The organism is Stecheria intestinalis (assembly GCF_009696165.1).
GTDB classification, from domain to species: domain Bacteria; phylum Bacillota_I; class Bacilli_A; order Erysipelotrichales; family Erysipelotrichaceae; genus Bulleidia; species Bulleidia intestinalis.
This window is the reverse complement of record NZ_VUMN01000006.1, coordinates 62,526-85,851: the sequence shown is the minus strand read 5'-3', so window position 1 is coordinate 85,851 and position 23,326 is coordinate 62,526. Positions and strand designations below refer to the sequence as shown.

Here is a 23,326-nt window from a genome sequence, read left to right as displayed (position 1 = left end):
CTGATTTAAGTACCTTTCATATTCATTGTCTCTTGACATGCAGAAGAAAGCCTGTTTTTACTGAATTAAGAAAGAAATGAGAAAGGAATCAGAGATGAAGACTGAATTTGATTTTCCGAAAGTAGAACTTCACTGCCACCTGGACGGTTCCTTCCGGCCTGAAACCCTGTTCGAGCTGGCTGAGCAGAATCACGTTGAACTTCCCTGGAGCGATCCGGTTTCCTACATGAAATGGGTCCGTATCCATGCAAATTCCGGTTCTGTCAATGAGTATCTCAAGATGTTCGATGACCCGATCCGGGTCATGCAGAAACCGGAAGCACTTGAACGGCTTACCTTTGAACTGATCGAAGATCTGAGAGAAGATCATGTTTGCTACGCCGAAATCCGCTTCGCTCCCCAGCTGCATACTGCAGAGGGAATGACGCAGCGCGATGCGATCGAGGCAGTCCTCTGTGGAAGGAAGAAAGCTCTGGAAAAGTATTCAGATATCAGCATCGGAATTCTTGCCTGCATGATGTGCGTCGGTCCGGAGACCGCAAACTGGGACAAGAATATGGAGACTGTGAAGATCGCTCCGGATTATCTCGGAAAAGGCCTGGTCGGCATCGATCTGGCTGGCGCGGAGGGATTTGTTCCCCTGAAGAATTTTGCCCCGCTGTTTGAAGAAGCTTCCAGACTCGGCGTTCCGTTCACCTGCCATGCGGGTGACAGCCAGGGACCGGATACGGTCAGGGATGCGATGGACTTCGGAGCAGTGCGCATCGGCCATGGACACCATGTCTACAATTCCCCTGCCCTGGCCCGCAAGGCGATTGAAAAAGGCATCACGATTGAAGTATGCCCGACCTCGAATATCCAGTGCCTGACCCAGCCTTCCTATGAACAGCACCCTGCTAAGAACTTGCTGATGATGGGGCTTCCGGTCACGATCAATACTGACAACCGGACGCTTGCCGGGGTGACGCTCGAGAGCGAATATCAGCATTGCCTGAAGGAAATGGGCTTCACAGAAAAAGATCTCGTGCTGATGAATCTCAACGCCATCAATGCTGCGTTCTGCAGCGAAGCAGAAAAAGAGCCTGTCCGCAAAGCACTGGAACAGGCATTGACACAATACTGAAAAACAGCCTCACGGCTGTTTTACTTTTCTGTATTCGGCACTTTCTTGACTTCGAGATGAATCGTGTTCTCGATCCGCTGCAGTTCGACTCCGGCTGCCTCCAGCATTCTCCGGGAAGCCTTCGTGGAATCCGTATCGGCATACTTATCAGATTCATAGACAATCCTGCGGATGCCGGACTGAATGATTGCCTTGGCACATTCATTGCACGGAAAGAGACTCACATACAATGTGCATCCGGTGACCGGACGCGGCGCATTCAGAATCGCATTGAGCTCAGCATGCACGACATACGCATACTTGCTGTTGAGAAAAGTGCCTTCCCGGTTCCATGGAAAGACATCATCGCTGCAGCCTTTCGGAAAGCCATTGTAGCCGACGGAAACAACCTTGTGGTTGCCATCGACGATGGCAGCTCCGACCGCCGTATTCGGATCCTTGGAGCGCAGCGCACTCAGATGGGCCAGGCCCATGAAATATTCATCCCAGGTCAGTGTACCTTCCCGTTTATTCATCCGTTATCCTCTGTCAGAGTCTCTTCCAGATAAGAGATTTCATAGAGATCATCAATCCTTCTGGCCATACCTTCTGCATAATTCTGCAGGCCATGGTCTTTTTCATAGGTCAGAATCCTGGCATCAGTTCCCAGATACCTCTCATCTTCCGGAATGGAAAGATGAGAAGGAATCAGAATCATCAGCACGGCAGAAAATGCAATCGTGCATAAAAGCGCACTGCTGCGCACGCTCTTCCATTGCGGATCGCGCGTGAACAGAATGCCGAGCAGCGCACCCATGAAGAGGCCGCCCAGATGAACCTGATAGCCAATACCCGGCATGAAGTTCATGATCAGGTTGATAGCCAGAACTTCCAGACAGGAATTGCGTACCTGCGGAATCCGGAATCCGCCTGCTTTATACACGAGAATGAAGTAAGCTGCCATCAGTCCGTACAGCCCGCCGGATAAGCCGACTGCAACGGTATTTCCGCCGGTCACGAACAGAAACGCATAGCCGGCAATGCTGGAAAGACACAGCAGCAGGAAATAACGCAGCGGACGGTAGGTTCTTTCCAGCACGCTGCCAAGCAGATACAGCGAATACATGTTCATCAGCAGATGCCAGAAATTCACATGCTCAAATCCCGCCGTGAACAGACGCCACCACTCTCCTGCAGATACGAATGTCTTGTAATAGGCTCCGAAGAGAATCGCAGTTTCCGTGGAATTGCCTTCAAACGGAATGACATGGATCAGCACGGTGATTGCGGTGCATACGAACAGAATCGTCTTCGTGACCGGCGGAATCAGTTTCCATTGCTTCATTGCATGCTCTCCCTGCGCAGCATGTCCAGAAGTGTCTGAAAATACTCCGGGAGCGGTGCTTCAAACACCATTTCTTTCCCGGTCCGCGGATGGATCAGGGTCAGCCGGTATGCATGCAGAACCTGGCCCTGAGTATCCATGTACCGGCATGGGGTGCCGTATTTCGTGTCGCCCAGAACCGGATGGCCGATATAGCGCATATGCACACGAATCTGATGCGTCCGTCCGGTTTCCAGAGCACATTCAAGATACGTCGTATCTTTAAACCGTTCCAGCACATGGAAATGCGTGATTGCCGGGCGGGAATGATGTTCTGTCACGGTCATCTTCTGACGGTCTTTCGGATCTCTGCCGATCGGTGCATCGATCATGCCTTCATCATGATCCAGCACGCCGGTCACGATGGCCCTGTATTCCCGGTGGCACGTCTTCGTCTCCAGCTGCTTTGCGATCGCTTCATGCGCGAAATCATTCTTGCATGCGACCAGGCATCCGGTCGTATCCTTATCAATCCGATGCACAATGCCAGGCCTCAGGACTCCGTTGATGCCGGAAAGATCCTTGCAGTGATACAGCAGAGCATTGACCAGCGTTCCGTGTTCTGCCCCAGGTGCTGGATGGACGACCATGCCCTTCGGCTTGTTGATCACAATGATATCTGCATCTTCATACAGAATATCGAGGGAAATATTCTCTGCTTCTGCCGCCAGCGGTTCATCATCCGGAATCGTGGCAGAAATCTCTTCTCCTGGTTCCGGCTTATAGGAGCTCTTCACCGGCTTGCCATTGACCAGCACGAGGCCTTCATCGCAGAGCTTCTGGGCTCTGGTCCGCGAGACTTCGGTCTGTTCGCTGAGCAGACGGTCGATCCGGATACCCCCGGTTTCCGCAGTCAGATTCACGGTCTTCATGCGTGCTTCTCCTCGCCTTCGCCCTTCAGCATGCCGATGATCAGAAGAATGACGCCGATCGTCAGCGCGCAGTCTGCGACGTTGAACACCGGAAAGTCATAGCCGAACGGATAGAAATGCAGAAAGTCTCTGACATAGTTCAGCATCAGACGGTCGATCAGGTTGCCAGCTGCTCCGGCAATCATCATCGCCAGGGCAGTTTTTGAGAGCTTCAGGTGTTCTTTCTTTGCTTTCTGCATGAAGACCCACATCACGCAGATGGCGGCAGCCGCAATCAGGCAGAGAAATACCTGATGCCCCGACAGCATGCTCCAGGCTGCTCCGGTATTCTGCACATAGGTCAGATAGAAAAAATCGGGGATCACTTCAACCCCTGCTTTTACAGCGGCACTGTTCTGGATGACTGCTTTGGTGATCTGATCCAGAACCAGGATCACCGCTATGATTCCATATTCCATATTCTGTTCCTTACTGCCTGCTCGCCTTGTATGCCTTGAGGCCCTGGGCCATCTGATCCGGGCAGGATGTATTCTTGAAGCCGCACCGGATGCCATCAAGGCGTGCAATGACTTCATCAATCGGCATGCCCTTGACCAGAGCAGCAATTCCTTTCAGGTTTCCGTTGCAGCCATTTACAACGGTGAGTCCTTCTACTTTATCTCCATCCAGCTCGAATCTCATTTCGGTGGAGCAGGTTCCTTTCGGGTGATAAATATATGTTTCCATCGCGCATTACCTCCGATATTCGAGTAGTATGATAACACGGACCGGAAAGGATAAGACACCCCAATGACTTCAGAAACCTTGATACAGAACCAGCTCCTTCAGAAACGGCTGCAGAAACTCGGCGTCAGAGAATACTCTGCAATTCAGAAAGCAGTAATTCCTCATGCCGAAACCGGGGAGGATATCTTAGCGATTGCTCCGGCCGGCAGCGGAAAGACATATGCCTACCTGATTCCGATCCTGGAATGCATTCCGCATCAGACTGGAACAAAGCATAAGCCGTCAGCACTGATCCTTTCCCCGACCAGGGAACTTTGCACGCAGATTGCAGAAACGTCCCGTTCCCTGCTGGAAGGACAGGAAGGCATCCGGACTGCCTTGCTGACAGGAGGCGTCGACATGAACCTGCAGGTCCGGAAGTTTTCAAAAGGAGCAGATATCGTCGTCGCCACTCCTTCCCGCCTGCTGGATCACCTGCGCCGGCATACATTCCGTCCGGATCAGTGTCAGATCCTGGTTCTCGATGAGTGTGATGAGATGCTTTCCATGGGCTTCCGCAAACAGGTGCAGGAAGTCATCGCTCAGGTGATTCCTCAGCAGATCATGCTGTTCAGTGCCACGGCCTCAGATGATGTCAGAAAGCTTGCTGAGTCCATGCTGAAGCATCCTTTCTCCATCACCATTGACGAAGATCCTTCTTTCCAGGCAGAACCGGATCTGTATCACCTGATCGTCCCGCCGCAAAGACAGACCGAGGCCATCGCATCCCTGCTTAAAAACCAGTCCAGGGCACTGATCTTCTGCAATACGAGAAATGGATGCGATCGTCTGCGCATGGAACTGGATCATCGCGGCATCTATTGCGGCAGCATCCACAGCGAGATGGATCCTGCCTTCCGCAGAAAGCTTCTGAAGGAATTCAGGGCGGGAACCCTTCCGGTGCTGATCGCAACCGATGTTGCGGCAAGGGGCATTAATCTATCGGATCTCGATCTTGTCATCTCACTGGGATGGCCGGACCAGGAAGAATTTCTCGTTCACCGCATCAGCCGGACAGCCAGGAGCGGAAAGCCAGGAAAGGCAATTCTCCTTCTATCGCCGAAAGAAAAAGACAGGATCTCCAGGATTCCTGCCCTGACCGGAAGGACCAGCAGAACGCTTCCGATCAGATCCGAAAAACAAACAGCAAAGCATCCGAGACATTGAGTTCATGTGCAGAAAAAAGCCGATTCGATGGAACCTGAAAAAAACAGACCAGCTTTGATAAGCAAGTCTGTTTCTGCATGCATGCTAAGCAGCTTTCTGTTTCGTTTCTTCTGCGATCGGCAGTTCAAACCAGAACGTGCTGCCTTCGTTTTCTTTACTGATGACCCCGTATCTGGCCTGATGCAGTTCCAGTACCTGGTGGGCAATCGATAATCCGATGCCGGAGGAATTCACTCTGCGGACATGTTCCTTATCGACTTTATAATACCGGTCCCAGATATCTTTCTGCTTGTCGGCCGGAATGCCTTCGCCATGGTCCTGGACTTCCAGATGAGCCATGTTCTCTTTCCGGAATACCCTGACTTCAATCTTCCGGCTGTTTCCGGAATAATTTATGGCATTGATCACGAAGTTGTTGAATACCTGTTCGATTCTTGCCGCATCGGCATTCACAATCAGACCAGGCGTACAATCACTGGTGATCTCAAAGCCATCCGATACCCGATAGACATCGTATTTGCGGAGTTCCCGTTCAGCCAGAGCGGACAGATCGAATAAGCTGCAGTTCAGCTTGATCTTGTTTTCTTCCAGCTTCGAGAGATCGAGCAGATCATTGACGAGATATGTCAGCCGATGAGATTCATCGATGATGACCTGGATGTTCTCATCCGTCTTCTCACCAGGCAGATCCCTCATCATCTCCCCGTATCCGCTGATCATCGTCAGCGGAGTCCTGAGGTCATGCGATACATTTGCGATCAGATCCCGTTTAGCTTTATCGGCCTTCTGAATATCCACTGCCGCCTGAGACAGCGTCGTATTCAGTTCTTCTGCTTCCCGGTATTCGGCGGCACTGGCAGGAGCGTCATAAGTTCCCTGCGGCAGCGTCCTGGCCGCATCATTGATTCTGAGAAGCGGGGTTGCGATATGCTTGTTCATCAGGTAGACCAGNAGGATCATCGCCGCTGCGACAATCAGAGAGATATACAGGATCTGCATCCTCAGCGTCTGCATCGTCGCATTGACCGGACTCAGACCGGTATAGACCATAACCGTCGCCTGAGCGCCATCAGCATCTTCAATAATCCGGGTGAGCGTGATGTTCTTCATCAGATCATCATGACTGTTGAAGATTCCGCCAGGTCCTGATACTCCTCCCGCCAGTCCGAAGCCGGTAACGGTCGTCGACAGGTAGGAATTGTCATTTGCCTTGGCCAGATTGTACTGCTCGATCAGCTCGCTCGTATCCATCCGGTACAGCGCACAGCCCATATTGCCGGTCATGACATCCGAATTTCCGCTCAGGATGCGCACGCACGTATCATTCTGCGCACTGACTTCATAGATCTTCTCATTGAGGTCCGAAGCATCTCCGGACTGCAATGCCGAAACGATCTCATCGCCAGCTCTGCGGACTGTCGCGATCTTGTAGCGCTCATACATCGGTTCCAGCAGCAGAAGCTGAAACACCGCCAGGAGCCCGATGAGTCCGATCGCAAAGAACAGAAGATATCTAGCTATTTTCCACTTCAGACTGATTTTCTTTTTCAAAGCGGTATCCGACTCCTCTCAGCGTGACAAGGTATCTGCTGTATTCGCCGAGGTTCTTCCGCAGCAGCTTGATGTGCGTATCCAGCGTCCGGTCATCGCCATAGAAGTCATAGCCCCATACCGTCTGCAGGATCTGTTCCCGGGTCAGGGCGATGCCGGCATTCTTCACAAGATATACCAGCAGTTCATACTCTTTCGGAGAGAGATTCAGACGCTCTCCCTTGATCGTGACCACCCGGGCATTGTAGTCAATCGCAAGATCTTTCAGATGGAATGTCTCCTGGCTTCCTGAAGCCGGATGAACCCGCTTCAGGATGGCATGAATCCGCATCATCAGTTCCTTGCTGGAGAAAGGCTTGACGACATAATCATCGACGCCGAGATCAAATCCGTGAACCTTGTCGTATTCTTCGCCGAGGGCAGACAGCATGATGAATGGCAGATCCGGCTGCGTCTTCTTGATTTCCTTGCAGGCGCTGAAGCCATCAAGATTGGGCATCATGATATCCATGACTACCAGATCATAATGATTTATGCTGCACTTCTCGACAGCCTGCAGACCATCTTCCGCTTCATCGGTTTCAAAGCCTTCATATTCGGCATATTTCCGGATCATCTGGCGGATCTTCTCTTCGTCATCAACGATCAGTATTCTCGTCATAATCGTTTCTCCTTGCTGAGTATTCTGACAGGATTCTGTGAACTCTGTCTGAAATTTCTATCGTTTTTCGATGAGGTCGGCAGCCCGGCTGATCTCAGGAACCTTCAGGTCTTCGATCTCCCCGCGGTCAGAATACAATGCATTGTCTTCCCGCAGCGGAATCTGAGCCAGCACTTCAAGACCGTACTTATCCGCAACTTCCTGGATATGAGACGGACCGAACACCTGGATCTTTCTGCCGCAGTCCGGGCATTCGACATAGCTCATATTCTCGATGAGACCGATAATGTTCACATGCATCATATTTGCCATGTTGATGGCTTTCTCAACCACCATCGAAACAAGGTCCTGCGGACTGGAAACGACAATGATGCCATCCAGCGGCAGGCTCTGGAACACGGTCAGCGGCACATCGCCGGTTCCCGGAGGCATATCGACAAACATATAATCTACATCTTCCCAGTAGACTTCCTGGTAGAACTGACGGATCACGCCCGCCACGATCGGTCCTCTCCAGATGACCGGCTGATCATCCTGTTCCAGCATCATATTGGTCGTGACCACCTGGATGCCGGATTTCGTCTTCGCCGGATAAGCAAGCTCGCCATCGCCGTACATCTTCTCCGTGATGCCGAATACCTTGCCCATCGAAGGTCCGGTGATATCCGCATCCATGACCGCCGTATGATAGCCTCTTCTCTGCATCTCACTGGCCAGGATTGAAGTCACGAAGGACTTGCCTACCCCGCCTTTTCCGGATACGACGCCGATAATCTTGCGGATCTTCGATTTCACATTCGGTTCGATCCGGAATGATTCCGGCTTTTCCCGTTCAGCGCAATTGGAACTGCAGCCTTCGCAATGATGGCTGCAGGTTTCAGGGTTCTGTTCACTCATAGTCAATGATTCTCCTTCACACACGGACTATTTTAGCAAAACACCGCAATATCAGCACGGAAAACGACTATCCGTGATAAAATGTTCCACGTTACGGAGGAATATTCATGGCAGGATACGTAGTAGTCGGATGCCAGTGGGGAGACGAAGGAAAAGGCAAAGTCGTCGATCTGCTCGGCACGCATATGGACATGGTAGTCAGATTCCAGGGCGGCAATAATGCCGGGCACACCGTTGTTGTCGGTGACCAGAAGGTTGTCCTGAGACTGCTCCCATCAGGCATTCTCTCTCCGGAAGCACAGTGCGTCATCGGTGCAGGCGTCGTCGTTGATCCATTCGTTCTTCTGAAAGAACTCTCTTCTCTGACCGAAAAAGGATTCCAGATGCCGGAAGGACATCTCGTGATCAGCGATCGCGCTCATCTGCTCATGCCTTATCATCGCTATCTTGACGAACTCGAGGAAGCAGATGCCGGGACAATGAAGATCGGCACGACGAAGAACGGCATCGGCCCCTGCTATGCGGACAAATACAACCGGACAGGACTCAGAATGTGCGATTTCCGCGACCGTGAAGTATTCAACGAGAAGCTGAAATACATTCTCGCAAAGAAGAACCGTGAGATCGTGAAGATCTACGGCGGCACCCCGTTCGACTATGACGAGCTCGTTGCTCAGTTTGATGAACTCCGTCCTCAGATCGCTCCGATGATCTGCGATGCGGTGGACTTGGTCAATAAGGCACTGGATGCCGGCAGGAACGTTCTGTTCGAAGGCGCTCAGGCAAACATGCTTGATATCAACTACGGCACTTATCCGTATGTCACCTCTTCCTCCCCGACCGCGGCAGGTGTCTGCGAAGGCGCAGGCGTCAGCCCGAAGAAGCTCGACCGTATCATCGGCATCTCGAAAGCCTATGCGACCAGAGTCGGTGAAGGCCCTTATGTCACTGAAGAATTCGGACCGATTGCAGATGAACTCCGGGCAAAGGGCGGCGAATACGGTGCCGTTACCGGCAGACCGAGAAGACTCGGCTGGATGGACCTCCCGGTTCTGAAGCAGGCAGCCCGGATCAACGGACTCACAGACCTGGCTCTGACCAAGATCGATATTCTGACCGGTCTCGACAAGATCCCGGTATGCGTGGCCTATGATCTTGACGGCAAGCAGATCGATACCGTTCCTGCAAGCCTGAAAGACTACGGCAGAGCAAAGCCGGTCTACAAGTACTTCGATGGCTGGAATGAAGATCTCTCCTCCATCCGGAAGTACGAAGACCTGCCGGAGAATGCAAGAAAGTACATCGAGTTCATCCAGGAATACACCGGCGTCCCCATCTGCATGGTGAGTGTCAGCCCGGAACGCGATGCCGACATCATCCTGCGCAAGCTGATCTGAAGAAAGTTATGAAACAGAACAAGGATGCATCAGCAGAATATGGTTCTCCATACTCTGGCTGCTGCATCCTTTTCTTCTGAATGCTATTTCTCCAGGAACATCTTCTTCACGGAAATCACTTCTTCTTCGAGCTGCCTTGCACTCATGCGCATGGCACCCATGGCGAAGATGCTGTTCTGGATCAGGCCATCAGAAGTCGCAACGATATAGTCGTATTCCGCGGCATGTTCATAGACTTCCCGTTCAATCCAGGCATCGGCAGTCTCATCCGCTCTGGTATACACCACCTTCATCGTTCCCTTGTCGTAAGAAGAACCGATGCTGTCTTTCTGACGGTATCCGTCAAACACGAGAATCATCTTCTGACCGGTATATCCCTGCCAGCTGTACAGCTCATCAATCAGTTTCTCCCTGGCAATCATCAGATTCTCATGAGCAAGCTCTTTCATGCTGTCCCAGCCGAACAGCATATTGTATCCGTCAATGATGATGCACTTTGGCTTCCGGACTGTCGGTTTCGGTTTCCTTGCTTTCTCTTCAATCCGCTGCGGCCGGTTCTTCTCCGGCTTCCGGTTGCGTCCCGATTCATTCTGCATGATCAGGTTCAGTTCCTCTTCGCTGATCCGCATCGTCTCATGATGGATGCCTTCGGAATCCGATTTCTGCTTCAGCTGCAGATGCATATGCTGGTCTGCTTCGTTCCATGGCACATAGACCCCTGCTCCATGCATGCAGAAAATCGAGCCAGCCGGATGTTCTGTATCGCGTTCCGCATCATAGCCGATCGCCTGGATGATCGTCTGCTGATCCGAGCTTTCCTCATAGCCTGATGCTTCATAGGAAAATCTTCCGGCCCCATGCGTATAGGAACGGACCTCTTCTTCGTAATTTCTCAGCAGTCTCAGCGGACCTTTTCCGGAAACCTGGCTGATGCCTTCTTTCAGCTGTTCCGTTTTCGTAACGGCATGACGCTGTTCCAGGTCAAAGAGCGCTCTGGAAAGAGAGGCATCCGGAACTCTCAGAAGGAAAGACACGAAAGGTTCCAATAGAAGATTGTCTGCCTTCATCAGAGCCTGCCGGAGGGCCCTGAGAGAAGCTTCCCGGAAGTCTCCTCCTTCGGTATGCTTCATGCTGCCCTTTGCGGCGGTCAGAGAAATCTTCACATCCGTCAATGCAGAACAGGTCAGCACTCCGGAAAGATCTGCCGAAGCAAGCGCAGAGAGAATCGCATTCTGAAACACGGCTGGAACTTCATCCGTGCTGACGAGGCTTTCCAGAATGATGCCGCTGCCGCGTTTCAAGGGCGAAAGATGCAGATGCACTTCCGCATAATGGCGAAGCGGTTCAAAGTGTCCGGCTCCATCCGCATCAGACCGGATCGTTTCCAGATACCGGATTCTCCCTTCTCCGAACGTAACCGCGATGCCGCTTCGTTCGGCAATCAGATGCGCCAGCACTTCCTGCTGCAGCCTGCCGCTGACCGGGACTCGGATCGTATCTCCTTCCATGACAAACTGAAGTTCCGGAAAATCCTTCTGCATAGACCGGCATACCGAGAACAGCTTATTCAGATCCGTTCCGGAAGGAGCTTCGATCGCATAGGAAATGGAAGAGATCATTTTCCCTTCTCGCTGATCTGGTTCAAATCCGTATCCGGTCCCGGCTTCTGCAGATTCCGGTCCCATGACCGTCACGACCATGCCGGCGGATGCTTCCTTCACCTGCACGGATTCCTGGCCGTTCATGATGCGGATCTGATCTGCTTTCTCGTCTGATTTCAGACGATCTCTGACTTTCAGAGTGCCGCCTGTGATCTTCATATGAACAAGGCGATGTCCGTCTTTATCTCTGGAAATCCGATAGACTCTGGCCCCGAAAGAATCAGGATAGACCGGAGCCCGGAGATAGAGATCCATGGTATCGAGAAGCTCTGAGATGCCTTCCTGCTTCAGAGCACTGCCATAGCATACTGGCGAAACAAATCCGGCTGATACGCCATTGCGGATCATCTCCTCATTGATTTCTGTTCCTTCGCTGAACGCTTCCAGCATCTCATCGCTGCAGGCAGCTAATTGCTCACGAGCATCTTCCGAAGAAAGATCGACCGCACCAGGCAGTTCTTTCTGCAGAGCAGCCAGAAGTTTCTGTTTCTCCGGATGAGGCAGGTCCATCTTGTTGAAGAAGATCAGAATCGGAATATGAGATTCCTGCAAGGCATGAAGAATCGTTTCGGTATGAGGCTGGATTCCTTCCGGGGCACTGATCACGACAATCGCAGCATCAAGAACCGCAAGAGACCGCTCCATCTCGGCAGAGAAGTCGACATGGCCAGGAGTGTCGATGACATAGCAGTCTGAATTCTTCCAGGTGAAATGTGCTTCTTTGTCGTAGATCGTGATGCCATGATTCCGTTCCAGAGAATCGTAATCCAGAAACGAGTCCTGATGGTCGACTCTGCCCTTTTTCCGGATGGTGCCGGATTCATAGAGCATCGCTTCAATGCATGTAGTCTTGCCCGCATCAACATGGGCAAGAATTCCGATCGTGATTCTTCCTGACATAGCTTCTATTGTAAAAGAAAACCTCTGCAGTTGCATCTGCAGAGGAATCCGTATTCAGTCTTTCCAGACGCGTTCAGCAATCCGCTTCACGAGTTCGAGCTTTGCCCACTGCTGATCGGCAGAAAGCTTATTGCCGATCTCACAGGACGCAAATCCGCACTGCGGGCTGAGGCAGAGACGGTCCAGCGGCAGATACCTTTCGGCTTGATGGATTCTGCGGATCACGGCATTTTCATCTTCCAGTTCCGGCGATTTCGTCGTGATGAGACCGAGCACGACTTTCTTCCCGTCTGCCACTTCGGCAAGCGGCTCAAAGCCGCCGGAGCGGGCATCATCATATTCCAGGTAGAACGCATCGACATTCTCTTTTGCAAAGAGATATGCAGCGACGCTGTCATAGGCACCGGAATTCGCATAGGTCGAATGGAAATTACCGCGGCACACATGGGTATTGATCTTCAAGTCTGCAGGTTTTCCAGCAATTACGCGGTTATTGATTTCCAGATAAGCCTCCTTGACCGCATCCAGCGCACTTCCGCTTACCCCGTAGTACTGATCCGCATGCGGGTCTGCCAGCATGCCCCAGGTGCAGTCATCGAGCTGCAGATTCCGGCAGCCTGCATCATACAGCTGGCGGATGACCGCGGTATAACAGGAAATGAGATCATCGATCAATTCTGAATCAGAGCCGTAGTACTTCTTCGTGTTTTCCTTTGCAAAAGGCATGATCAGCTGCGCAAGGAACTGCGCCGGAGCCGGAATGGTCTGCTTGGCAATCGTGTTCTCATCCTCAAACTGCTTCACGAAGCGGTAATGATTCACGAACGGATGCTCACCTTCCAGTCCGAGTTTTCCGATGAGATACGTATCATCAATCATCGCCTGCTCGCCATGGAACGGCAGACCGTATTTTGCCGGACTGTGGCCCATGCCTGCAAAGCCCCACATGAAGTCCAGGTGCCATGCTGAACGGCGGAATTCGCCATCGGTGATCACGTGGTAGCCCAGTTCCTTCAGCTTGCTCACCAGTTCGGTGATGCATTCATTCTCCGTCTCCGTCAGCTGTTCTCTGCTGATGACTCCCTTCGTGAATGCTTTTCTTGCCTGCTTCAGCTTCTCTGGTCTCAAGAAGCTTCCGACATAGTCATAGCGAAACGGGGTGGTCAGTGTCATTTCAGTTCTCCTTCTGTCCGAGTATCTGTTCCATCACAGATTCCATCGGCTTCATGCCCATGGCTTCATAGAACTTCTGTGCATTCACGTTCTTTGCCCATACATTCAGGGTGATGTTGTAAAATCCCTGCTCAGCGGCCCAGTTCTTCACATACTGGTAGATCTGTTTGCCGACATGCATGCCCCGGCATTTCTCATCGACGCAGATATCATCGATGAACAGCGTGGAGACATCGGTCATGTTATTGGAATGAGCCCGGTGCTTTTGGATCGTCATGGCATAGCCCAGTACCTGGTCGTTTTCATCGACGGCACAGAATACCGGTGTTTCCGGGTTCTGAAACATGGCGATCAGTTCGTCCGGAGTATATTTCACGGTATCCGGAATGAAAAGATCCGGTCTCTCTTCAGCATGGATATTCAGGACCTGCATCAGGAGCTTCTCGATGACAGGAATATCCTTTTCTTCGGCATTGCGTATCTTCATGAAAAACCTCCGTTTCGATGAATTATACTTGAGGAGAGCACAGCTGAAAAGAGAGGAATCCCATGTTTGCACGCTGGAAAGTGGAAATCTGCTGCGGCAGCCTGCTGGATGTCATGACTGCTTCCAGATTCCCGATTGATCGCATTGAACTGAATTCGGCCCTGGAACTGGGCGGACTGACTCCGACGATCGCAGAGCTACGCCATGCCAGAGGCTGCACCGATCTGCCAATCATGTGCATGGACCGGCCGAGAACGGCAGGTTTCTGCTATGACTCCACGGAGCTGGAGGTTATGTCAGAGGATGCGGAGATTCTGTTAGAGCATGGCGCTGACGGGATCGTGTTCGGAGCACTGAATCCGGATCATACCGTAAATGAAGAGTTTATCAGACACATGACCAGGATGATCCACGAAGCCGGAAAGACCGCCGTCTTCCACCGGGCGTTTGATGAGACCAGAGATCCGGATGAAGCATGCCGCACGCTGATTTCCTGCGGCGTGGACCGGATCCTGACAAGCGGTCAGGAAGAAACGGTTCTGAAGGGAGGAGAGCTGGTGCATCATCTCATCCAGACCTATGGCAATGAAATTGAAATTCTTCCTGGCTGTGGTATCAATGCGGACAATGTCCAGGAAGTGCTTCAGAAAACCGGTTCGGATCAGTTCCACATGACCGCCAAGAGCATGCGCATGGATACGTTGCCATATGCTGCAGTCGATGCAAAGAATCTCAATGCGGTTTATCAGAAGCTGAACAGCAGGAGAGAACAGAAACACCCTTCCCTGACGGGCGAGGATCAGGCGATGCTGGAGAATGACCGCTATGAAGAGGAAGAAGAGCCCTATGATGACGAAGAACGCCGCTAGGTCTTGGGAAAGGGAACCTGATGAAGGTTCATGACTTTGCCCTTCTGACCGGCATCAATGCGGAAACGATCCGTTCCTACCGCCTGAAAGGACTGATCCATCCCCTCCGGCAGAAGAACGGATATTATGACTATACGATTGCGGACTTCGTTGAGCTTGCCTATGTGCGCAAGATGAGAGAATTCCAGGTCCCGCTCCAGAACATCCAGCAGATCTATCAGGGAACTGGAAATACCGAACTGATCGGAATCCTGGAGAAAGAGATTGCGGAACTGAATCAGCAGATTGCCCAGCTGGAGAAACAGGTGCGGTTTCTGGAACTGGAACGCCAGCATGTCTCTGAGTCTGATTACCCTTCCAGTGAGGTTCAGATCATGGAATCGACCGATGAGAAGATCGATTATTATGACCTCGAGGATATTCCGAAAGAACTGCTGGATTCTGCCGGGAGATACTATCTGACCCAGACTCCGGTCATCCGCATTCCGAAGGAAGTTCTCAACGGATCGATCGAGGATCGCATGATCCGGATCCAGACCGGGCTCGGCACCTATCTGTTCATGCTGGAGGAGCGCGGGCTTCCGGTCAGCGGGCATGCAGTCATCGTTCCGCATGGAACGTGTCTTTCAATGATGGTCCTCCTCAGCAACCTCGAGGAGATGAACCTGATGCAGATTGCTCCGATGATGCAGTATGCGAAAGATCATTCCATGAAGTTCCTGTCGGACACGACTGGATATCTTGCCCGGGTGGAGCGCAAAGATGGAAAGACGCTGTACCATTTCCGGATCCGGGCATGCATTGAAATCCATGAGCGCACAAGAAAAGCAGGCTGAGTGCCTGCTCTTCTTTTACGTTCTGGGCTGTCTGCTACTTGTTGTCTTCGTCAATTGCGTCAGCTGCGGTCCTGCCGGAGACGAGCACTTCGACGATCGCATTTCCGCCGAGACGGTTGCCGGCATGGATGCCGCCGGTGACTTCGCCGGCTGCGTAGAGACCCTGGATAACCGTTCCGTCGGAGTTCAGCACGTGGCGCTTCGTATCGACGACGAGGCCGCCCATCGTATGGTGGGTAGACGGTGCCATGACACGGATTCTCAGAAGTTCGCCTGCGAGCTTGTATTCGCCGTTTTCATCGACGGTTCCGACAGTTGCGTTCCAGGCGCTCTTCTTGATGCCGTCAGAAGGTGTTTCATCATTCAGATATGCTTCGTCATACTGACGGATCGTATCGTAGATATCTTCCGGAGAAGCGGTCATGCCATACTGATCCAGGACTTTCTGAATGTCTTCTGCACTGGAGACATAGTACACACGGTTCTCGACATCATCATGGGAGATCTCGACGACCTGTCCCTTCTCGTACTTGTCATACGGATACGGAACACCGATTGCCGTATTGGCATTCGTGATTTCGAGGAATACGCCCTTGGTGCCGTTGTATTCGACGCCATTTGTGAATTCGCCGAGCGACAGGACATCACGTTCTGCAGACTCATCGACGAAACGCCTGCCGGTAGTCGGATTGATGTAGACCGCATACTGGCCGCCGCCGAATGCGAGGTTGCCGTTGTCAACCCAGGAGATCGGCATCATCTGCGGGAAGCCCATGCCCGTGACTGAAGCTCCTGCTTCTTCCCCCATAGTGATGCCATCGCCCTGCAGCGAGGAACGGTTCGTCGTCTTGATGCCGGTGGTCAGATATTCCGGATCCCAGTATTCATTGTCATCGACAACCATCTGGATATTTGCCGCATAGCCGCCGGTTGCCAGCACGACACCTTTGTTTGCATGCAGGGTGACGGGAGTGCCGTCATACTGCGTGCCGGTGACGCCGGTGACCTTCCCTTCTTCGATGATCAGGTTTTCTGCTTTGGTTCTGGTCATGATCTCGTTGCCATCAGCACTCATGACGGTATTGCTTAACGGCATGAAGTAGGTTCCCCAGTTGCCGGTAGCATCCGTGACGCCATCACCATCGAGATCGCATCCGAGGTTCTGGTTCTCACGATACCAGAGGGCACCGATCAGCGTGAGCTGCTTGTCATCCGCAAACAGCGATCCCTGATCTTCAAGCCATTCCTTCAGGCCCTGGCCGTCATTGATGAACTGAGAGACGAGATCATAATTGCCGTAGATCCATTCGGAGCCATCTGCCGATCTGCGGAGTCCTCCGTAATAGGTCTGGAAAATATGGAGGTTGACCGTGGAGAACAGCGTCAGATCGGATTCGGAGTCTCCGGCTGCCAGCTTCGGTTCTGCATAGTCGACATAAGCCTGGATCTCTTTCTTCAGAGCCTGCAGCGTAGGAAGGTATTCCTGATGGACGCCTGCCTGGGAGAGCGTATCGATTTCGCCTGCTACATACTCATGCGTATCGAAATACGTCGGATCAAACGGTTCTTCAGACCAGTTCAGGATCGTCTTGAGAACTGACAGCTGACCCTGGGTAGCCTTGAGCTTCGTATAAGTTTTTCCGTTATAATCCCAGGTTCCTTCAGTCGCCTCCGGATCTTCCGGATCCCATACGAGATACGGCATCACCGACTGGAACTGTCCGCCGGAGACGAGCGTATTTCCGCCGATTTCGGCATTTTCTTCAACAACGATGACGGAATCGCCGTTCTGGACTGCCTGGGCAGCAGCAGCGAGACCTGCTCCGCCTCCGCCGACCACGACGACATCGAAGGTTTCGTCAATCGGATCGCCGGCCGTATGTTCCACCGTCTTCTTCTGGAATGCAGAGAGATCGGAGACACCAGCCTGCTGGGCAGCATCATCGAGAGCTGCCTTGATCGCTCTGGACGTGAAGGTCGCACCGGAAACGGAATCAATTCCCGATCCGCCGGCTTCCTTGGCATCAGCGAACATGATGTCATATGCCACATCGCCGACATGAGCAGTTTCACTCGAAGTTTTGACCTGGATATCATCGATGCCGCTGTCAGAGAATGTGACATCAAGTTTTACCGGTCCGTTGTAGCCTTCCGAAGTTCCGGTATACGTACCTGCATTGAACGTCAGTGCAGTATCGGAAGCAGACGCTGCTGCCGTTCCCTCTTCGGTCGCATCGATCGCTGCCTGGACTGCCTGCTTCACGCCATTGGAAGTCATGGTCGCACCGGATACGCCGTCGATGTCTGCGCTGCCAGCTTCGAGAACCTGATTCTTCAGTTCATCGAGGGCTGCCCCGCCGACCGTCGGTGTTTCGCTGTCGCCAGTCAGAACGACGTCTGTGATCTTGCCATTGTCAAATGTGACATCTGCAGAAACCACCCCGCCGAAGCCCTGGGCTTCGCCATGGTAGGTTCCGGTCTTCCCGGAAGCTGCTTCTGAAGATGATGTACCCTGTCCGCATCCGCCGAGGCTTCCGAGGACAGCTGCCACTGCAAAAAGACCGCAGACAGCAGTAGTTGTTGCCTTGTTTCCCTTCATGCTCTTCCTCCCATACTGATTTGTACACATTTTCACAAATCAGGATACAGGTATCTTAAACCCTGTATCGGATACAGAGTCAACAGGAAATCGGAAGATCAGTGAATTTTTTAACAGAGAAACAAAAAGAGCGTCCCGGACAAATCGGAAACGCTCTGCAGAGCAATCTTGTTTTGACTCAGAGAATGCCGACCCGCTTGTAGATCACATCGACATTCTTCGTGTGATACATCGGATCGAAGCAGTCATCCATCTCTGCCTTGCTGAGAGATGCCTGCACTTCCGGAACTGCTTCGATCAGATCGCGGAAGTTCTTTCCTTCTTCAAAGGCCTGTGCTGCCAGCGGCTGCACGAGGTCATAGGCCTTTTCTCTCGGCCAGCCCTTCTCGATGAGCTTCAGCATGAAGCGCTGCGAGAAGATGATGCCATGCGTCAGCCAGATGTCCTGCTTCATCTTTTCCGGGAAGACCGTCAGATTCTTCAGAATGCTTCCGAAGCGGACGAGCATGTAATCCAGCAGTTCCGTCGCATCCGGGGCGATGATGCGCTCAGCCGAGGAATGCGAGATATCACGCTCATGCCAGAGGGCGATATCTTCATAGCTCGTCACCATATAGCCTCTCAGGACTCTGGAGCAGCCGCAGATATTCTCGGAGCCGATCGGATTATGCTTGTGCGGCATCGCACTGCTGCCCTTCTGGCCCTTGCTGAAATGTTCCTCGACTTCATGGATCTCCGTGCGCTGCAGTCCTCTGATTTCCGTCGCCATCTGCTCCAGCGTGGAACCGATCAGGGCCAGAGTTGCGAAGTAATGCGCATGACGGTCGCGCTGCAGGATCTGCGTGGAGATACTAGCAGAATGGATCCCGAGCTGCTCGCATACATAGTCCTGCACAAACGGCGGGATGTTCGCAAACGTTCCGACCGCACCGCTGATCTTGCCTGCTTCGACATCTGCGGCTGCCGCATCGAACCGTTCAAGGTTCCGCTTCATCTCTTCATACCAGAGGGCAAACTTCAGTCCGAACGTCGTGATCTCCGCATGGACGCCATGGGTCCTTCCCATCATCACGGTATCCTTGTACTTCAGGGCATTTGCTTTCAGGATTTCCATGAAATCCTGAATATCCTGACGCAGAATCGCATCAGCTTTCTTGTAGCGGATCCCATTTGCAGTATCGACGACATCCGTGCTCGTCACGCCATAATGAACCCATTTCTTCTCCGGTCCGAGGCTCTCCGAAACACAGCGCGTGAAGGCTACGACATCATGTTTCGTCTCTGCTTCAATCTCATGAATGCGGTTCACATCAAACTTTGCATTCTTCCGGATCGCTTCCACATCTTCCGGCGGAATCTCGCCCAGCTTGCTCCAGGCTTCATCAATCAGAATCTCGACATCCAGCCATGCCTGATACATTGCCTGTTCGCTCCAGATATCACGCATCACTTTTCTAGAATACCGTTCAATCATTCTTCCGCTCTCCTTTGACAGCACAATTCTACTGACAGCATCTGTCTCTTGGCAAGCAGGATTTCATCCAGTATTCCTGCGATGGGCGGTATAATGAACCAGGACTGACTCTTTTATGCGCAAATACCTTGAAACGATCAAGAAAGCCCGGATCTTCCGCGGAATTCCGGACAGTGAATTTGAAACGGTTCTCGAAACCCTCGATATCCAGCTGAAGCACTATTCCGAAGCACAGATCATCGTCCGCGAAGGACAGCGGATCCGCCGGGCTGCGGTCCTCCTCGAAGGAAAAGCAGTACTGTATCAGGATGATTTCTGGGGCAGACACCAGGAACTCACGGTGATTGAACCAGGCGACATGTTTGCGGAGAATTATGCCTGTGCCCGCAATACGCCTGCCGACTGCAGCGCTTCGGCCGAGGAACCATCCGTCGTGCTCTGGTTCAGCATCCAGGATCTGATCTCGGAGAGAACCAGCAGTCCTTTTCTGGAACTGATTCTGAAGAACATGCTGAGTGAGCTGGCCAGACGGAATATGAACCTCTATGCCACGATCCGCCATGTGAGACCCCAGAAGACCAGAGAGAAGCTTCTCTCTTACTTATCCGAAGAAGCCCTCCGCAGCCATTCTGCGGAATTCGATATTCCCTATGACCGGAAGCAGCTGGCCGAATATCTCGGTGTCGAACGTTCCGCAATGTCTTCCACTCTTTCTGCACTTGCAAAAGAAGGCTGGCTGAAGACCGAGAAGAATCATTTCATCCTGCTGAAAAAGACAGCGGAAAAGAACTGAAAAAGCTTCCCGGGACTCCGGGAAGCGGATGAATGCTGATATCTACTTGCCAAGGATGCTGTCGGCTTCTTTCTTTGCACTTTCCAGATCGCTGCACGCAATCAGGATCACCGTGCTGCCATTGTCTTCCACAACCGCATTATCCAGCTTAAACACCTCATCCGGATAATAGTTCTGCATCTGCGTCTTGGTGGAATCAAGATAGGTCTGAATCGCACTGCGGCAGGAATCGGCATCTGTCGTTTCAAACACGCCCACCACATCGGCAGACTTGTCATTGGCAATATAGACCGCCGACTGCGTTACAACGCCTTCATCAAAGAAGAACAGACCGGAGACGATGCGATCCTGGACCTGATCCATATGATCGGAAAGATTCAGATCCTCAACGATCTTCGCTGCTTCCGAAGCAGGATCTGCGGTAGCAGCAGAGGCGGATGAGGATGCTCCTGAGCACCCTGCCAGCATGAACAGTGCAAGCATGCTAGTCACAAACTTCTTTAACATAATTTTCACTCCTTACTGTATGTGTCGCAATATAATCTTCAAAGGCATGGGCCCCTTCGGGCGTGAAATGCAGGCCATCAGCGACATATTCATCGCGGATCGTCCCGTTTTCATCATCCAGCCCGTTGTCGGTATCGAGATAATAGATATAGTTCTTCTCTGCCAGGCTGATCAGTCTCGTATTGATCCACTGCAGATGCTCGCTCAGATCCGGTTCTTCCAGCCCTGAAATCGAATCCGGGTGATACGTCAGGATGACATACACCGACGCATCCGGATGAGCCTCCAGAATCTCGCTTACCACCGTCTGGTACTGGTCGATCCAGTTATCAAAATAAGATTCGGTATTGCGGATCTCGTTGATGCCGAACATCAGATAGATATTCGAACGATCGGTATCGAGAAGGATCTGCTCCAGGGTGGTGCCGTCATCATGATTGTCTGCTTCCGTCGTTCCGATCAGAAACAGATTCAGAGAAGTCACATATTCCACCTGAGCATTCTTATGAGTGCCGTAAAGATACAGAGCCCCCATCCGGGAATCCCCGGCAAACAGCGCCGAATCATAATAGCTGTCATCCGCTGCATCAGAAGATGGAACCGGATCCGAATACGGATAATAATCCACCAGCCTGCATGCATACTTCGCAGGTTCTGAGGAAGCAGAAGACTCCGGAGAAACTGCTGCAGTGCTCTGAGAACCGCAGCCGCTGATCAGCAATGCCAGCGCAATCATACCAGTGATCTTCTTCATTGCCGGAACAGATCTTCACTTTCTTCATCCTGCCCGAACTTCGGCAGTTCCGGCAGTTCCTTGAGACTCATGAGCTTGAAGGAGTTCATGAACTCTTCCGTCACTTCATAAAGAATCGGACGGCCAGGCGCATCGCTCCGGCCATTCTCGCGGATCAGGTCCCTTGCCAGCAGCTTCCTGAGCATCATATCTGCACCGACCCCGCGGATCTCTTCGATTTCCACACGGGTAATCGGTTCCTTATAAGCAATGATCGCCAGCGTCTCCAAAGCTGCCTGGGACAGCGTCGCCGCTTTGCCCATCTGAAACAGCTTCTTAGCATAATCATGCACGAATTCTTTCGAAAGGAACCGGTAGATCCCGCCGAATTCTGTCACTTCAATGCCATACGCATCATCGGCATACCGCTCTTTCAGTTCTGAAAACAGTTCTTCACAGCGATCCTTCGATACGCCGAGCGTATCAGCTGCCTGCTCAAGGCTGATTCCATCATCGCCGACCAGAAACAVCAGGCCTTCCAGAATCGCTTCGCCTCGTCCTTCCTCTTTTTGATCAGAAGCAGGCACTTCCTGCAGATTCTCCATAGATACTTTTTCTTCTGCAGGCAGTTCAGCAGGTTCAGGTTCAGAAGGAATCGGATTCTGAACTTCTGAACCTGTCTGTTCTGATTCATCGATCTTCTTTTCTTCTTCGCTCATGCTAACCCTGCTCCTCTGGAGAACCAGATTTCATCCTGGTCATTGACTGTGAAAACAAGTGTATGAAGACGGGCAAGATCCAGCACCGCAAGAAAAGTTGCGATGAACATCGGCAGATCATGCACATCTTCCAGAAGCTGCTCAAACCGGAAATTCTCCGGCAGATGATCCAGGCGGGCCCGGATCTCCAGTTCCCGGTCTTCCATAGAGATTTCTTTCCGGGTGAATTTCGTTTCGATCGGCCTGCTCAGCTGCATCCGTCTCATCACCCGCATCATCGCCCGCATCAGCTCATACGGATTTCCTTCATAATGCGCTGGTTCCTGATTCTGATCGGACCATTGCTCGCTCTCTTCGGAAAGCGGCTTGCCAAGCAGTTCCTGGCGGTCTTCATACATCTGCTCCAGCGTATTCGTCACTTCCTTGAACTGCTGATATTCCAGGAGCCTTCTGACCAGACGGTCCTTCGGATCTTCCTCATACGTATCCGGATCATCCTCGGTCTGCTGCGGCAGCAGCTTCCTGGACTTGTATTCAATGAGCTCAGCAAGCTCCACGAGATACTCGCTGGCAACCTCCAGATGCAGGTCATTCATCGCATTCAGATAGGAAATATATTCATCGGTCAGGACATTCACGTCCAGATCGAAGATATCGAGTTCTTTTTCCTTGATCAGATGCAGCATCAGGTCGAGCGGACCTTCAAACTGATCGATCGTCACCTTGAATTCTTCCATGTTCTGATTCCCTGTGAATTATAGCAAAAAGGCAGGAAGAGC

Annotated in this window: 23 protein-coding genes; 6 read left to right on the top strand and 17 right to left on the bottom strand. The window is 52.1% G+C overall.

Translation table 11 applies throughout. The features are described 5' to 3' along the window. Positions 1-94: 94 nt before the first annotated feature. The gene (gene add / locus FYJ51_RS04135; protein WP_154503553.1) at positions 95-1,123 is read left to right on the top strand and encodes an adenosine deaminase; all 1,029 of its coding nucleotides are present in this window, start codon (positions 95-97) and stop codon (positions 1,121-1,123) included. Between the two features lie 20 nt (positions 1,124-1,143). Here add and FYJ51_RS04130 read toward each other — a convergent pair whose 3' ends face one another. From FYJ51_RS04130 to FYJ51_RS04110, 5 genes are read right to left on the bottom strand one after another with little or no spacing between them, the layout of a single operon-like run. Beyond that, the gene (locus FYJ51_RS04130; RefSeq protein ID WP_154503550.1) at positions 1,144-1,638 is read right to left on the bottom strand and encodes a deoxycytidylate deaminase; all 495 of its coding nucleotides are present in this window, start codon (positions 1,636-1,638) and stop codon (positions 1,144-1,146) included. After that, complete coding sequence (locus FYJ51_RS04125; protein ID WP_154503547.1) at positions 1,635-2,447, bottom strand: rhomboid family intramembrane serine protease; 813 nt, start codon at positions 2,445-2,447, stop codon at positions 1,635-1,637. The genes FYJ51_RS04130 and FYJ51_RS04125 overlap by 4 nt, the downstream gene beginning before the upstream one ends. Beyond that, positions 2,444-3,358 (bottom strand): RluA family pseudouridine synthase, encoded by a 915-nt coding sequence (locus tag FYJ51_RS04120; protein ID WP_154503544.1) that lies wholly within the window; start codon positions 3,356-3,358, stop codon positions 2,444-2,446. The genes FYJ51_RS04125 and FYJ51_RS04120 overlap by 4 nt, the downstream gene beginning before the upstream one ends. Then, positions 3,355-3,816, bottom strand: a complete 462-nt coding sequence (lspA, locus tag FYJ51_RS04115; protein WP_105303846.1) for a signal peptidase II — start codon at positions 3,814-3,816, stop codon at positions 3,355-3,357. The genes FYJ51_RS04120 and lspA overlap by 4 nt, the downstream gene beginning before the upstream one ends. 10 nt (positions 3,817-3,826) lie before the next feature. Then, positions 3,827-4,084: a TIGR03905 family TSCPD domain-containing protein gene (locus tag FYJ51_RS04110; RefSeq protein ID WP_105303847.1), complete on the bottom strand. Its 258-nt coding sequence runs from the start codon at positions 4,082-4,084 to the stop codon at positions 3,827-3,829. A gap of 63 nt (positions 4,085-4,147) precedes the next feature. Between FYJ51_RS04110 and FYJ51_RS04105 the strand changes: the two genes are divergently transcribed. Continuing rightward, complete coding sequence (locus FYJ51_RS04105) at positions 4,148-5,290, top strand: DEAD/DEAH box helicase (protein ID WP_105303848.1); 1,143 nt, start codon at positions 4,148-4,150, stop codon at positions 5,288-5,290. Positions 5,291-5,374: 84 nt separating this feature from the next. Here FYJ51_RS04105 and FYJ51_RS13995 read toward each other — a convergent pair whose 3' ends face one another. The 3 genes from FYJ51_RS13995 to FYJ51_RS04090 all read right to left on the bottom strand — a co-directional run bounded on the left by FYJ51_RS13995 (position 5,375) and on the right by FYJ51_RS04090 (position 8,399). Next, positions 5,375-6,229, bottom strand: a complete 855-nt coding sequence (locus FYJ51_RS13995) for a sensor histidine kinase (RefSeq protein ID WP_456243036.1) — start codon at positions 6,227-6,229, stop codon at positions 5,375-5,377. A 574-nt stretch (positions 6,230-6,803) separates the two neighbouring features. Beyond that, positions 6,804-7,502 (bottom strand): response regulator transcription factor, encoded by a 699-nt coding sequence (locus tag FYJ51_RS04095; protein WP_154503538.1) that lies wholly within the window; start codon positions 7,500-7,502, stop codon positions 6,804-6,806. Positions 7,503-7,559: 57 nt separating this feature from the next. Further along, positions 7,560-8,399: a P-loop NTPase gene (locus FYJ51_RS04090; protein ID WP_154503535.1), complete on the bottom strand. Its 840-nt coding sequence runs from the start codon at positions 8,397-8,399 to the stop codon at positions 7,560-7,562. A gap of 107 nt (positions 8,400-8,506) precedes the next feature. On the opposite strand from FYJ51_RS04090, the gene FYJ51_RS04085 reads away from it, so the two are divergent. Next, positions 8,507-9,796: an adenylosuccinate synthase gene (locus tag FYJ51_RS04085; RefSeq protein ID WP_154503532.1), complete on the top strand. Its 1,290-nt coding sequence runs from the start codon at positions 8,507-8,509 to the stop codon at positions 9,794-9,796. A gap of 83 nt (positions 9,797-9,879) precedes the next feature. On the opposite strand, the gene FYJ51_RS04080 is transcribed toward FYJ51_RS04085, so the two are convergent. The 3 genes from FYJ51_RS04080 to FYJ51_RS04070 are packed head-to-tail and all read right to left on the bottom strand — an operon-like array spanning position 9,880 to position 14,017. Then, positions 9,880-12,357: a translation factor GTPase family protein gene (locus tag FYJ51_RS04080; RefSeq protein ID WP_205946172.1), complete on the bottom strand. Its 2,478-nt coding sequence runs from the start codon at positions 12,355-12,357 to the stop codon at positions 9,880-9,882. Between the two features lie 54 nt (positions 12,358-12,411). Next, a complete protein-coding gene (locus FYJ51_RS04075; protein WP_154503526.1) occupies positions 12,412-13,530 on the bottom strand; it encodes a 5-methyltetrahydropteroyltriglutamate--homocysteine S-methyltransferase in 1,119 nt (372 codons plus the stop codon). 1 nt (position 13,531) lies between these two features. Further along, a complete protein-coding gene (locus FYJ51_RS04070; RefSeq protein WP_154503523.1) occupies positions 13,532-14,017 on the bottom strand; it encodes a GNAT family N-acetyltransferase in 486 nt (161 codons plus the stop codon). A 62-nt stretch (positions 14,018-14,079) separates the two neighbouring features. Here FYJ51_RS04070 and FYJ51_RS04065 point away from each other — a divergent pair, with 62 nt between their 5' ends. Both FYJ51_RS04065 and FYJ51_RS04060 read left to right on the top strand, forming a co-directional pair. Next, entirely contained in the window at positions 14,080-14,886 is an 807-nt protein-coding gene (locus FYJ51_RS04065) for a copper homeostasis protein CutC (RefSeq protein WP_154503520.1), read from the top strand. 20 nt (positions 14,887-14,906) lie between these two features. After that, positions 14,907-15,722, top strand: a complete 816-nt coding sequence (locus FYJ51_RS04060) for a MerR family transcriptional regulator (RefSeq protein ID WP_154503517.1) — start codon at positions 14,907-14,909, stop codon at positions 15,720-15,722. 34 nt (positions 15,723-15,756) lie between these two features. Here FYJ51_RS04060 and FYJ51_RS04055 read toward each other — a convergent pair whose 3' ends face one another. Next, positions 15,757-18,321, bottom strand: coding sequence for an FAD-dependent oxidoreductase (locus tag FYJ51_RS04055; RefSeq protein ID WP_205946171.1), 2,565 nt, complete (start codon positions 18,319-18,321; stop codon positions 15,757-15,759). A 178-nt stretch (positions 18,322-18,499) separates the two neighbouring features. After that, the gene (gene purB, locus FYJ51_RS04050; protein WP_154503511.1) at positions 18,500-19,795 is read right to left on the bottom strand and encodes an adenylosuccinate lyase; all 1,296 of its coding nucleotides are present in this window, start codon (positions 19,793-19,795) and stop codon (positions 18,500-18,502) included. A 115-nt stretch (positions 19,796-19,910) separates the two neighbouring features. On the opposite strand from purB, the gene FYJ51_RS04045 reads away from it, so the two are divergent. Beyond that, on the top strand, positions 19,911-20,588 hold the full coding sequence (locus tag FYJ51_RS04045; RefSeq protein ID WP_154503508.1) for a Crp/Fnr family transcriptional regulator: 678 nt from the start codon (positions 19,911-19,913) through the stop codon (positions 20,586-20,588). A 42-nt stretch (positions 20,589-20,630) separates the two neighbouring features. Here the strand turns inward: FYJ51_RS04045 and FYJ51_RS04040 are convergent, their stop codons facing one another. From FYJ51_RS04040 to FYJ51_RS04025, 4 genes are read right to left on the bottom strand one after another with little or no spacing between them, the layout of a single operon-like run. Beyond that, entirely contained in the window at positions 20,631-21,095 is a 465-nt protein-coding gene (locus tag FYJ51_RS04040) for a DUF4358 domain-containing protein (RefSeq protein WP_154503505.1), read from the bottom strand. Continuing rightward, positions 21,073-21,849 carry an SGNH/GDSL hydrolase family protein gene (locus tag FYJ51_RS04035; RefSeq protein ID WP_154503502.1) on the bottom strand — a complete coding sequence of 259 codons (777 nt, stop codon included), beginning with the start codon at positions 21,847-21,849 and terminating at the stop codon, positions 21,073-21,075. The genes FYJ51_RS04040 and FYJ51_RS04035 overlap by 23 nt, the downstream gene beginning before the upstream one ends. Next, complete coding sequence (gene scpB / locus FYJ51_RS04030) at positions 21,846-22,547, bottom strand: SMC-Scp complex subunit ScpB (RefSeq protein WP_456243034.1); 702 nt, start codon at positions 22,545-22,547, stop codon at positions 21,846-21,848. The genes FYJ51_RS04035 and scpB overlap by 4 nt, the downstream gene beginning before the upstream one ends. Then, the gene (locus FYJ51_RS04025; RefSeq protein WP_154503499.1) at positions 22,544-23,284 is read right to left on the bottom strand and encodes a segregation and condensation protein A; all 741 of its coding nucleotides are present in this window, start codon (positions 23,282-23,284) and stop codon (positions 22,544-22,546) included. Before FYJ51_RS04025 ends, scpB begins: the two co-directional genes overlap by 4 nt. Positions 23,285-23,326 lie beyond the last annotated feature (42 nt).